Genomic DNA, 12,699 nt, shown 5'->3' on the forward strand with positions numbered 1-12,699 from the left:
TCGTTGACTACGATTGAAGCTTGCAAATCTCCTTATCCATAAGAAGCTTGATAAATAACCCGCCTTGTACCGATCTGTTCTGGAAACCAACCATCTTCGCGTCGGTCGTCTGGTACCAATCGGTCATCGGAACGCGGCTCTCCGATTGATCGTAAGCGAGCCATAACCGATCGACGATCGTATTGAAATCATCCTTGTCTTCGCAGAGCGAGGCACTCCACACGATCCAATCGGATTTGGTGTAGGTGTTGCGATTGTCCAGCATAAGGCCGTAGGCACCCGAATGCTTCTCGATATAGGCTTGCGTCTCTGCCTTGAACGTATCCTCAGGGAATAAGTTCAGGCCGAAGATTTTATCCCAGATGGCATTATACTTCATGCTAAAAGAGCCGGGGCGATCGAACGCAAGACGGAACGTACCGTCATCGTTTGCAGCCATAGACTTCCATTGCTCCGCCATCGATCGGGCAAGTTCCATGAGTTCCTCTGCCTTATCCTCGTTTCCTGCCATGCGGTTCAAGATAGAAAAGCTGGCGATACCCATAATCGCTTTAAGCGACAAGTTGCAGTTATGGGCCAGGTGCCCCGCAAAATCGTCCGTACACAGCTGGTTATCCGGATCGATGCCGTTTTGGATCAAGTACTGACACCAAGTTTCAAGATGTCCCCAGTTTTCTTGCGCAAATGAAACATCCTGCTCCGCTATCGCGACAGCCGCAGCGCATATTAACATGTTGCCGCATTCTTCAACCGGCATTTGCCAGTCGGGCGTAGTTCCGTTGCTGTATACTTGCCCATTCAGAAGCGGGTAGGTGCCCACATCGTGGGGAGCAAAGTCAAAATGCCAAACATCGGTTGAAGCGTATTTAAATATCGGCCGAAGCATCCCTTTCACCAATTCGGGATTGTATAGCAAAAATTGTGGAATGGATGGGTAAGTCACGTCAAGCGTAGCCGCACAGCCATTGCTGAAGTTCTCCTTGGAAATGAACAGAACTTCTCCATCCGGACCCGCTACGATTTTATGGGCGGCAATCGCTTGCCGGTAAGCGAGGGATACCAGGTCTGCATACTTTTCGCTTCCCGATGCGATGGCGTCTTGATACAATTTTTCAGCAAACCGTTCGCATTTTTCATACAACGAATCATATTCTTTTAGCGCCTGCTTTATCGCCTCTTCAATCGTCTCTCCGTCTTTTCTCCAATAGGCATCCAGCTTTTCGTGAAAATATTCGATCGATTTAATATCGTCATAGCCGACTGCAAAAAGCCCTTCTGCATTCTGCTCCGTATCCAGAACGATCGATAGCCCCATGGCATGATTTACTGTTCCGTAGAGGTTTATATCTTCGGAAGCGCTTACTGAAGCGCCGCTATGATTGGATGCGAGATAGACGTAGCCCCAGTTAATTCGAAGATCATCCCCGCTTCTGGTTAACGGATGCTGAATGCTGCTGCCCACTTTGCCGCAAGTAAAACCAGGTTCGCTCAGATCCGTATACACGGTCGGAAACTCGTATTTCAAGTTTTGGCATAACTCTGCATCTACAGTGACGGCAACTGTGACGTCATGTTTTTTCCCGTCGTTCGACTCGGTTGTCACATGTATATAAGACACCGGTCTGGACATGAGCTTCAAATCATCCAACAGCAATGGAGTCGTGAACGTAACGGTTAACCGAATCTCATCGCATGCAAACTCGTATTGGCTTGACAAAGCATGAATATCCAATCTTGTCTGCTCCATGAGCAGGCTATCCGGCTTAATGCCCATGAAAACATATTCTTTCCCATCAACCAGCACAGTGCCGGTCATCCGGTGAGGTTTGCCCGTCCAATGCTTGGTTTCCGATTCATTGAGCTTGTCTGCCATGGACCAGATGGAAAAATAAGGGTCAACCGTAATCAGCGGAACAGCTGGTGCACGAAGATTCATTTGGATTCCTCCCATTAATGCGTTTCTTAGTGTATAATTTATCATGTTCCAAAACGTAATTTAATAGGATTTATCATTGTAAATGTGAGGATTATCATGATGAACGAAACCATTTTCAATTTTTGGCATCTTAATGATTCCAAGCTTCCACTCAATGTGCTCATGTCGGGCATCTCTTACTGTGATAAGAATTATCGGATCGAACGCCATGGAGAAAACCTGTACTCGTTTGAATACATCATCGACGGCAGCGGCGTTCTAGAGATTAATTCCCAAACGCTGTACCCTCAGAAAAACGACGTTTACATATTGACTAAAAACAGCGACCATATCTATTATTCCAGCGAAGATCAGCCCTGGATAAAAATTTGGATTATTTTTAATGGTGATTTTGCCGAATCTTTATTCAAACAATATCTACCTGAAAATACGTATCTCATCAAGGAGTGCAACATTCTCTCCTATATGAATGAGATCATTAACCTATCGTCGGCCACACATATGAACTATCCCAGCTTTATAGACGAAGTAACCGTCCTTCTTCTTAAAATCGTAATGCGCTTAAAAAACCATTTAAAACATAAAGCGCCAACCGTATCCGAGCAGATCAAGTCGTATCTGGACGGCAATATCGAGAATAAAGTGGATTTGGACGATCTGTGTGAACAACTCGGATATTCGAAAAATCATATGATCAAGATGTTCCGGGAAACGTACGGGATCACGCCTTACGCCTATTTTCGCAAACATAAAATTGAATTGGCCGAGCAATATTTGCTGAATACCCATCTCAGCATTAACGAAATTTCAAACAAGCTGAATTTCGCCGATCAACATTATTTCTCCTCTGTCTTCAAATCCATCGCCGGTGTTTCCCCTTCAGAGTATCGGCAGATTAAATAATAAAGAATGATGACCAAGGTTCTCTACCCATCGCTGGATTCGCCGGATTTAACCCGGACATCATCAGAAGCCGCTGCGGTGATACCATAGGCTTTAGGCTTTACTGGTTATGGGTTAACTCGAAAAATTTAATTAGATGACCGAGCAAAATCTGAGGTTGAGTAGAAATATACGAAACGTGATCTCCAGGCACTACGATGAGGTTGGTGTGAAGCAGCTTTGCCATTTCATTGGCGTACTCTGGGCGAATAATATCTCTGTCTCCATTGACGAGGAGGACGGGCACGGTAATTTGCTGCAGCTGTGTCGGTTCAAGATAATCCTCTGTATTCGGGTTATTCGCCATTTCTGCACCTTTGGCAATGAGTTTGGACCAGTTATCAGGATGGGGGGCTACACGTTCGTATTCTTGCTTCATCTGTAATGGAAAAGATTCGGCAGAAGCATGTTTTATGCCTTCGACGATATAGGGAAAATAGCCATCCATACTATAAATAGTCGAGGCTAGTGCCAGCTTACGAACAAGGTGAGGATTAGACTTCGCCAGATGCAGTGCGACTGTTCCACCAGCACTGTATCCAAACACATCCGCTTCCGTGATTCCTAATTGACTTATTAGTTCAGCGGTGTCACGACCCATTTGGGCAAAACTTAAGGGGCGGTTAATGTCTGCAGTATGACCATGGCCTTGCTGTTCAATTAAAACTACCTGGCGGTGAAGCACCAACTCCGGTAATAGGGGATCGAACATGCTGGCAGTCGCAAACTGGCCATGGAGCAAAATTAGTGGTTTACCACTCCCATGGATTTCATAATACATATGTAGTCCATTTACTTTCTCGTAACCACATTTTTTTCCACTCATGCTTAAGCCTCCTTGCGTTGTATTTGTAAGATGGTCCATTCAAGTTTCGACCTTCGGACGACTGATATTTTTAATAGTATCACAGCCAATGTTTCTAAGTTCTTTTGGATTGCTATCTTCAACCATGTTCTTGTCGTCTTCCATCTATTCAGATAAATGCGTAGCCGATTTGATATCATGTTGACTTAAAAATTTCATTAAATCATGACTCAGCTGCACAATCTCATTGTTTGCACTATTCGCATAATCCGGTAACATCATATCGCGAACCATTTTAGTTCGTAGCCATGTCATAAAGAACAGATCCAATAATAAGTTTGGAAATTTAAGCAACACTTTAAGCATGGGTGGATCAATTGAAACGCCTGCTTTTTGTATGGCCTTTAGATATGCTTTTAAAGTGACTGTTATTTGGCGTGCCGTCTTTCTGGTTCTGACTGTTTTTTTGTCAATTATTTTATTCTCAGAATGTAAAACGCTCAACATGGCAATGTCGGATACCGAATGTGTGATGAGATAAGCTTGCATATCCTTTTTAATAACGTAGGGAAGCTTTGCTGTTTTAAATAATTTTGCGAGTTTTTCGATGCGTTCTGTCACTTCACCATTCACTTCTCCAAATGCAGTTGCCGCTATAATCTTTGGTAGAAATCGAGCATGCAATACTCCATCTTTAATCTGTCCGCCGAAGCCGGGGAAAGCGGGTAAAAGTCGATTCCCTACAATATCCAGCCACGAAGAAAACCCAATTGAATTACTAGTCATCGTAACGATATGTTTGCTTTGATTATCTTTTAGCGCTAACAACGCTGATTCGGACCGGTCATAACGAACGGTGACGAAAATAAAATCGTAAATATCATCATTTTCGAGCGTATCAATGACCTTCACTTGTATCGATTTAACTGCACCTTTTTCTTTATACTGCAGGCCATTTTCGCTTAACGATTTAAATCTTTTAGAATGGGCAAACAGGGTAACATCAAACCCTGCTTCAATAAACTTCATTGCGTACATGCTGCCGATGACACCTGCACCAAAAATTAAAATTCTTTCTTGTTTTGCTGACATGAAAACCACCCCTACTTATTAACATTTCCTTTGGATTATCAGACAACGTGTTGTATGATGTGATCATAAATCTTTATTATTCCTTGATCAACCATCAGTATTTTAGAATTTGTCGGATAATATTTTTATTGGCTAATAGGAGGGTAACATGAAAAAGCAACCGCAAATAACGGAGAAAACAAGACAAACGTTTATAGAAGTTTTTTGTGAGTTATATAGCCAAAAGCCGATTGAGAAAATTTCGGTTCAGGAAATTGCGAATAAGTCAGGATATAACCGCAGCACCTTTTATCAATACTTTACTGACATATACGATTTGTTAGACTCTGTTGAAAATGACTTAATGAATGACATGAAAAAAGAATTGGCGAATCAAGAGCTATCGATACATACGTTTCAAGATACGCTCTATTGTCTGGACAAAAGAGAACATCTCCTGGTTCTTAATGCCCTTTTAGGAGATTATGGAAGCGCCCGTTTTTTAAAACGCTTAAAAAAAGAAATCACTTTGGGGCAATTAGAATTAAACGTTCCGCAAAACGATGCCTTAACGCCATACTTCATTGAGTTTTACCTGACAACTTCCCTTTCTTTATTTCGGCTTTGGATCCAGCGGCAAAAGGATTTATCGTCAGAACAATTTTTCAAGCTAGTGGAGAACTTATATTCAAGCGGGATTACGCCCTATTTTAAAGAATGAGTCTGTCTTCAGACCGATGAATTCCCGGATCGGCTGTCGTCTATATAAACGAAGGCGTAAATGAACACAAACTAATTTGACGAAGAGGTGTTTTGAAAATGGCATTAATGTCCGTATTCACGAGCTTCAACCTGCCTGTAAAAAACGTAGAACAATCGAAAGCGTTCTTCACCGGACTCGGATTCGAGCTCAATCCGCAATTCCCCGATAATGAGAATTCGGTAGCCATTGTGATCGGCGACAACCTGCAGGTCATGCTGATCAATCAAGCATTCTTTAATACGCTCACGGAGAAGGAAGCCGTCGATACGAGCAAGTATGCGCAAATGACGATCGCATTGGCCTTCGAGAGCCGGGAAAAGGTCGATGAAATCGTGAATACTGCGGTCTCCTTGGGCGGGAAATTGCACGCTGAACCTGAAGATCATGGGAACATGTATCATTGGGGCTTCGTGGACTTGGACGGCCATCTATGGGCCATTAACTACATGAACATGGACGCGGCTCAAGGTTAAGGCTAACGCAGGATCATGCTCGTACCAGGGTTTAAAAAGAAATACGCCGGGCATCTTCCCCGGCGTCTTCTTCGCGATGATTAGTTTTGTTCGGTATAGGCTTTGAAATTGTCCATGATCGCTTGCCAGCCTGCTTGCTGGAACTCGACGGGATTGGAGCTTTCCGCGTCGAACGTTTCAATGACCTTCGTCTCATTCCCTTGATCGACGAAAGCAATATCTACTCTTCTTCCGTCTTCCATGGTGTAGCCGATCGCCTCATGCCGATTCACAACATCGTAGACGCCGCCAAAATCAAAGCCCATGCTGCCATCCTTCGCTTCCATCCGCGTCGAAAACTTGCCGCCAACCCGCAGATCGTTTTCCGCTCTCGGCGCATGCCAGTCCTCGGACGCTTGATTCCACTTCGTGATGTGCTCCGGCTCGGACCAATAGCGCCATACTTTCTCGACGGGAGCTTGAATGACGGTTTGTACAGTTACTTTCGTTGGTTGATTCGTTTCCATTGGATTGGACACCTCTCTCATGATATTCGTCGTTTGGTTAGTCTCAATAATATAGACGAATGCCAAATACGAAATTCATCGGTCGAGTCGCTCAGGCAGCCCAAATCGCGAAAATAATTTTGTATTGATGAAGTTTTGAACGTGCAGGATTTGATTTTCTTTGGTTTCGATGACGTGGATGCCCCAGGGAACCAGGCCGGAGCTGTCTTTGTCCGGCATATACTGGGCTAACGCCGGATAACCGCCATTCACCGTAATGGGCACAAAACGCGAGCCTTCGCAATGCCAGCGAGTAAGCGAATAGAAGGCGGACAAATCTTTCTTGCCGTGGATCCACATCTCGAAGGGCGGCATCGACATGCAGCCTTCCTCGTGGAACAGCGCTACGAGCGCAGCAATATCGAACTGCTCGAAGGCCTCCACATACCGGGACAGCAGCTCCTGCTCCGGTTGAACGTTCATGCTGCTGAGCTCATCCGAGCGAAGCTGCGCCCGGTCCATCGTCTCTCGGGCTCTCTGCAAGGCGCTGTTCACCGCTGCCGGCGACATTGCCAACGTTTCCGCGATCTGCTTGGAGGACCATTCAAATACATCCTTCAAAATGAGTACCGCTCGCTGCCGCGGAGGCAAGGTCTGCAGGAGGGCAATGAAGCACAGTTGAAGGGTATCTCTGCGGACGAGCCGATCCTCCGGATTGCCCCCAAAGTCGGGAGACGGCCAGATCCAGGCAGAGTCCGGCAGCGTGTCGCGCGGCTCGACGATGGCGAAGGCCGGGTCGAACAGGTCAACGGGAAGCGCGCGGCGTTTGGATTGCCTCAGCTTGTCCAAGCACAGGTTGGAGGCAATCCGATAGACCCAAGTTTTGAACGAGGAATCCTGTCTGAACGTGCTCCAGCTCTGCCAAACCCGAATACTCGTCTCCTGAACAGCATCATCCGCATCGTCCATGGAGCCTAGCATTCGGTAACAGAACGAGGTTAAGCCCGGCTTCAAGCTTGCAAATAATGATTCGTCAAATACCTTCTCGTTCATCGTGTCCTCCCTTAACGATCTCCCCGAAGGGCAATACCTTCATTATATGCAATGGAGCGGTCTAATTCATCAACGTTTCTTGGCATTCTTTGTTAATCTAACCTGCCCGCTAGTTCAACAAAAGCAGACGATCATGATGGTGAACTGCTTCTCTGGGTTTTAGGAAGGATAATTAATTTGTCTGTTTGGATATCGTCCCGAAATATTCCACAACTACCTCACGGAATTCGAGAGCAGCCCGCGAAATGTACCGACTCCTGTGCCATAACAAAGCTATCTCCCGTACCAATTCATGATTCTCTACTTTGAGATATTTGATATGTTCCCCAGAATACCTTGCCGTACTTGGTATAAAGGCTATGCCAATTCCCGCTTCTACTAGAGAACTTAGCCTTGCAGGTTCGTCACCCTCATACACATATGTAGGTACAAATCCAACCGATTTGCATATAGAATCCACCAGATCACGAGTACCGTAGCCTCTTTTTACACCAACAAAACATTCATCCCTTAGCTCAGTCAAAGATATGCTGTTTCGGTTAGCAAGCCTATGCCCTTTGGGAACAGCTACAAGAATCGGGTCGATGAACATGATTTGACATTCAATGTCTTCCCCTTTTATAGGAGGTGAGGACAAGCAAAAATCAACCTCTCCTCTATGAAGAAGCGTAACCATTTCCTGCGTGGTGAGCATTTGCACATGAAATTGGATATCGGGACGCTTGTTCCGAAACTCTCGAAGGATCTGAGGCAATGTGCTTGCGGTGGTCACCGCCAATTCGAGTGTGCCATGTTCTTGGCTGGACACATCGCTAATCTCCTGCTTCCCCTGTTCCAATTCAAACAACGCCCTTTCAGCACGGCGATAGAATCTGCTTCCAAACTCATTCAATCGCAGTTTCCTCCCTATTCGATCGAATAGCAGGACCCCCAAATCCTCCTCCAAGCGCCCAATCGTTTTGCTTAGTGACGATTGAGTGACATGCAGACTTCGTGCTGCTTCAGTCATATGTTCCAAACGAGCTACCTCGAGAAAATATTTCAGTTGAAGAAGTTCCATTTCACACTCTCCTTTCATTCCCTTGCGTCAATGAAATCATAGCATAAAATGCGTTGGAATAAATAAATGATTTCAAGTACGATGATGACACTAACATACAGATCGGAGGGATAAAAATGAGTATTCGCAATAGGTGGTTGATGATCTCCGTTGGACTAGGGATTCTATTGAACCCATTAAATTCTTCAATGATTTCAGTTGCTATTCCAAGGCTACAAAATGTATTCCAACTCGACTTTACAGTGGTATCCTGGATCATTTTTTCTTTCTACATTGCGAGTGCTATCGCTCAACCTATCATGGGAAAAGCCAGCGATTTATTCGGTAGGAGGAGGATATTTCTTAGCGGGCTTGTTGTATCCTTCGTTGCATCATTATTAGCTCCACTATCCCCAAACTTTGGTTGGCTCATCGTGTTCCGCATTGTGCAATCCATCGGAACAAGCATGATGGTTGCGGTTGGAATGGCCATTGTGAGAATTCATATTAGGGAGAAACAAGCGACTGCACTATCAGTCTTGTCCATATTCCTATCCGGGGCGGCAGCGATTGGCCCCTTTATTGGCGGGGTCATCATTCACTGGTGGGGCTGGCCTGCTATCTTTTTGGTTAATATCCCCTTCGTAGTGACAAGCTTTTTATTAGCTTGGAGGCATATTCCGAATGATGTTCCGTCTATGACATCCGTTGCTCGCAACATGTCCTTTCGCAGATGGTCTGATTTGATTGATGCGCCAGGAGTTCTGCTGTTCACCGTGGGTCTGGTTGCTCTGCTCGTTGGATTATTGTCCGCAAAATCATCTGGTCAAATTTCATTTAGTAACGTTATTGTCGTGCTGTTTGGCTTCGTTGGACTGGGAGCTTTCGTGCGACATGAGTTAAAAGCGAAGGCACCCTTTATTCCTTTACGCACATTCGCTAAATATCCTGCAATGACTTGGGTCAATGTCGAATTCATGGTCGTTAACTTGCTTTTTTACTCTCTCTTTTTCGGGCTTCCGTCCTACTTGCAAATCGTACGTCATGTCAGCGAGTTCCATACCGGGATGCTCATGCTAAGCTTAGGCTTATGCTCGCTCGTTGCTTCTCCGATGGCAGGACGATGGATCGATAAATCAGGACCTCGACCAGCATTGCTTATGTCCGGAGTGCTGATGACATTTGGGTCCGTATGGATCGTGATCATGACACTGGATCAGACTTCACCGGTTATCAGTGTGTGTGTGGCTTTAGCTGCATTCGGTATTAGCAACGGGTTAAACAGTGTCGCTATGCAAGCGGCCTTATTCAAAAGTTCACCAAAAGAAATTATAGGTGTAGCATCTGGAATATTTAATACCTCAAGATACCTGGGAACCATTCTCTCTTCATTACTTATTAGCAGCGTAATGGGAGATAACTTCAACTTCGAGGGATTTCGAGTACTTGGGATTATCCTCACGTTAATTGCATTGTCCTTGGTATTCGTAAATTGGCGTCACAAGGAGTCCGGGCAGCTGCATGAGTCCTAGTTATCTGACAGATGTAGCTTACCCTTCGTTACCTCAACAGAAAGCGGTAGCTGATCGTGAGAATCGGCTAAGCAGAATACTAATTAGATATATACCTAATCGTAAATGAGAACATGTTCTTGTCCATTTCGGCAATCGGTACAAGTTCTTGTCCTTGGCTTGGGACAAGAACTTGTACCGATAAAATAAAAAAGTCGCTAAAATAGCGACTTCAATGGGACCATGTTCTTGTCCCTCGACATTTGCTGATTCTCCGTATCTATTTTCCATAAACAGGACGTTACTACTGTGATAGGCCTCAAAAAGGGGATTGGTATCAAAAATAAAATGAGGTGGAATGTCCCCGGATGTTTTGGATCGATCAGAATCCGCAAATTGACCAATAGCTTTTGCTACCCCATCCTTAATTTCAACAAGAGTCGTATTGCGACCGTCCAGTAACATGTATACATCTGCTCTTCCTACAGGGAAAGAATACTATTCGTTTTCATATTTGTGCTTTCTATTTTAACATGTCGAACCGGGAGAAAGACGAATCATCGCGGCTTCTCGGGATCTCGAGTATACAATGAACCCTTAAAAACGGATTTGTTCCAGAAGCGCAGCCGACTATGTTATCTACAACGCCGAGCCGCATAAAAAAAGCCGCATCAATGCGGCTGTTAAGTGTGTATGTTCTTGTTATGTGCAGATATCCTCTACAAGGAAAATTCACGCAAATCATGAATATCCCTTATCGGGGGACGTCCAAATAACCGGGCGTACTCTCGATTAAATTGTGAAGGACTTTCATATCCAACACGGAATCCTGCGTTAGCTGCATCCAGGTTTTCCGTAAGCAGCAGTCGTCTTGCTGTTTGCAAGCGAATGATCTTTTGATATTGAAGCGGGCTCATGGCCGTTACTTTCTTGAAATGTCTATGCAAGCTCCGCGGACTCATCTTGACCGTCTTAGCCAGCTCTTCAATGATTAGAGGCTCGGAATAATGATTTCTGATCCATTGTATGGCTTCGGATATACATTGAGCATAGCTTCCGATCACTACAAATTGCTTCAGCAGGTCTCCCTTCTCGCCTTGAAGGACCCTATAAAATATTTCCTTAACGATCAAGGGAGCCAGCATCTCAATATCAGAGGGGGTATCCAGAAGTTCTACAAGGCGTAAAACCGCTTTGAGCAAGTCCGAGGTTGACGAATTGAGCAGGATTCCACGTTCAGTCGTCATCTTCTTCGAAGGACTGGATGTTTTCGATATATCGAGAAGAAGATCCGGATTGAAGGTCAGTTGTAAACTTAGGTACGGATAGCTTTGCGATGCTTGAGTAATTTGTCCGATCACAGGCAGATGTACCGGAGAGACCAAATAGCTCCCTGGGTCCACTTCATATCTTTCCTCGGCTAATTCCACCGTTTTAGAACCTTGGACAACGATGTAAAGGGAAGGATGGCTGTTGCTGTACACTGGCCGTGACTGCTGAGATTGACGTCTGAAATAAAGCTCAGGAATTGCCATACTGTGTACGCCATCCATCGGTGTAAGACGATCCATGTACTGGACTAACTCGGAAATGAGCTCTTTCAAGTTTATGCACCAACCTCTTTTGTTCAAAAATCAGTTAAACCCCATTATACTTCTCTGGCGGGATTAGGCAAGGAACGGGCATGAATGGTCTACCGGTTGAACCCCCACTTTTCTTAAAATGAAATGTGTAAGAGACATATATTATACAAGAAAGAAGTGGTGAGTGTGTCCGGAATACAAGATAAAGTCATTGTAATAACAGGCGCAAGTGGTGGGATCGGTGAAGCAACTGCAATGCTGCTTGCCGAGAGAGGAGCCCAAGTTGTACTTGGCGCGCGGCGATCGGATCAGCTTGAAGCTATAGCTAACCGGATTGAGAAGTCTGGCGGTAAGGCAGCTTATCTCGTTACTGACGTGAAGCGGTCCGAAGACCTTTCAAACCTTGTTCAATTGGCAAGCGAGAAATTCGGCAAGCTTGATGTTCTTATTAATAATGCGGGTTTCATGCCCATGTCTCCCTTTGACGATCTGCGGGTCGAGGAATGGGAAGACATGATCGACATTAACATTAAAGGAGTTCTATATGGGATAGCAGCGGCACTACCCACTTTTCGGAATCAGGGCTCAGGACATTTTATTAACATTGCTTCCACGGCAGCCTATCGGATTTTGCCTAATATGTCGGTTTATGCAGGGACAAAGCTTGCCGTTCGTGCGATCTCAGAAGGTCTGCGTCAAGAGGCCGGCGATAAGCTTCGCGTTACGATTGTTTCACCCGGATTCACAAACACACCTGGCTCCATGCAATCGGATGCTCTGGACGCTATAAGGGACCCAGAAATGAAAGCCAAACTCGAAGCTTATCAGAATATTGGGTTATCCCCCTACTCGATCGCTAAAGCTATTGCGTTCGCAATTGAGCAGCCCCATGACGTGGATGTCAGTGAAATCGTGGTCCGCCCCACAGCGCAAGGATAGGAGACGGATCATGCTGACTAAAAACATCAGAAGCCACCATTTTTCGTTACCTTGAAATTGTTTAAAAGTAAGGAATAGTTTTAGAGCACATACTTGAGT

12 protein-coding genes are annotated in these 12,699 nt (G+C 45.0%); 5 read left to right on the forward strand and 7 right to left on the reverse strand.

From position 1 onward, the window contains the following. Positions 1-7 precede the first annotated feature (7 nt). The gene (locus GCU45_RS01275) at positions 8-1,936 is read right to left on the reverse strand and encodes a glutaminase domain-containing protein (protein ID WP_167527056.1); all 1,929 of its coding nucleotides are present in this window, start codon (positions 1,934-1,936) and stop codon (positions 8-10) included. Positions 1,937-2,032: 96 nt separating this feature from the next. Here GCU45_RS01275 and GCU45_RS01280 point away from each other — a divergent pair, with 96 nt between their 5' ends. Then, the gene (locus GCU45_RS01280; RefSeq protein WP_152397758.1) at positions 2,033-2,839 is read left to right on the forward strand and encodes an AraC family transcriptional regulator; all 807 of its coding nucleotides are present in this window, start codon (positions 2,033-2,035) and stop codon (positions 2,837-2,839) included. A 100-nt stretch (positions 2,840-2,939) separates the two neighbouring features. On the opposite strand, the gene GCU45_RS01285 is transcribed toward GCU45_RS01280, so the two are convergent. Together GCU45_RS01285 and GCU45_RS01290 are read right to left on the reverse strand one after the other, a co-directional pair. Next, positions 2,940-3,704, reverse strand: a complete 765-nt coding sequence (locus GCU45_RS01285; protein WP_167527057.1) for an alpha/beta fold hydrolase — start codon at positions 3,702-3,704, stop codon at positions 2,940-2,942. 144 nt (positions 3,705-3,848) lie between these two features. Continuing rightward, a complete protein-coding gene (locus GCU45_RS01290; RefSeq protein ID WP_152397760.1) occupies positions 3,849-4,775 on the reverse strand; it encodes a ketopantoate reductase family protein in 927 nt (308 codons plus the stop codon). Positions 4,776-4,923: 148 nt separating this feature from the next. Between GCU45_RS01290 and GCU45_RS01295 the strand changes: the two genes are divergently transcribed. Both GCU45_RS01295 and GCU45_RS01300 read left to right on the forward strand, forming a co-directional pair. Next, entirely contained in the window at positions 4,924-5,475 is a 552-nt protein-coding gene (locus tag GCU45_RS01295) for a TetR/AcrR family transcriptional regulator (RefSeq protein WP_152397761.1), read from the forward strand. Between the two features lie 98 nt (positions 5,476-5,573). Further along, positions 5,574-5,990, forward strand: coding sequence for a VOC family protein (locus GCU45_RS01300; RefSeq protein ID WP_152397762.1), 417 nt, complete (start codon positions 5,574-5,576; stop codon positions 5,988-5,990). Positions 5,991-6,070: 80 nt separating this feature from the next. Here the strand turns inward: GCU45_RS01300 and GCU45_RS01305 are convergent, their stop codons facing one another. The 3 genes from GCU45_RS01305 to GCU45_RS01315 all read right to left on the reverse strand — a co-directional run bounded on the left by GCU45_RS01305 (position 6,071) and on the right by GCU45_RS01315 (position 8,588). Beyond that, the gene (locus GCU45_RS01305) at positions 6,071-6,496 is read right to left on the reverse strand and encodes an SRPBCC family protein (protein ID WP_076165061.1); all 426 of its coding nucleotides are present in this window, start codon (positions 6,494-6,496) and stop codon (positions 6,071-6,073) included. A gap of 75 nt (positions 6,497-6,571) precedes the next feature. Further along, positions 6,572-7,528 (reverse strand): sigma-70 family RNA polymerase sigma factor, encoded by a 957-nt coding sequence (locus GCU45_RS01310; protein ID WP_152397763.1) that lies wholly within the window; start codon positions 7,526-7,528, stop codon positions 6,572-6,574. Between the two features lie 172 nt (positions 7,529-7,700). Then, entirely contained in the window at positions 7,701-8,588 is an 888-nt protein-coding gene (locus GCU45_RS01315; RefSeq protein WP_152397764.1) for a LysR family transcriptional regulator, read from the reverse strand. 116 nt (positions 8,589-8,704) lie between these two features. Here GCU45_RS01315 and GCU45_RS01320 point away from each other — a divergent pair, with 116 nt between their 5' ends. After that, positions 8,705-10,099: an MFS transporter gene (locus GCU45_RS01320; RefSeq protein WP_152397765.1), complete on the forward strand. Its 1,395-nt coding sequence runs from the start codon at positions 8,705-8,707 to the stop codon at positions 10,097-10,099. A gap of 698 nt (positions 10,100-10,797) precedes the next feature. On the opposite strand, the gene GCU45_RS01325 is transcribed toward GCU45_RS01320, so the two are convergent. Next, positions 10,798-11,682, reverse strand: coding sequence for an AraC family transcriptional regulator (locus GCU45_RS01325; RefSeq protein WP_152397766.1), 885 nt, complete (start codon positions 11,680-11,682; stop codon positions 10,798-10,800). 123 nt (positions 11,683-11,805) lie between these two features. Here GCU45_RS01325 and GCU45_RS01330 point away from each other — a divergent pair, with 123 nt between their 5' ends. Next, positions 11,806-12,600 (forward strand): SDR family oxidoreductase, encoded by a 795-nt coding sequence (locus GCU45_RS01330; protein WP_167527058.1) that lies wholly within the window; start codon positions 11,806-11,808, stop codon positions 12,598-12,600. The last annotated feature ends 99 nt before the right edge of the window (positions 12,601-12,699 follow it).

It is taken from the genome of Paenibacillus cellulositrophicus (assembly GCF_009363095.1).
Classification (GTDB): Bacteria; Bacillota; Bacilli; order Paenibacillales; family Paenibacillaceae; genus Paenibacillus_AQ; species Paenibacillus_AQ favisporus.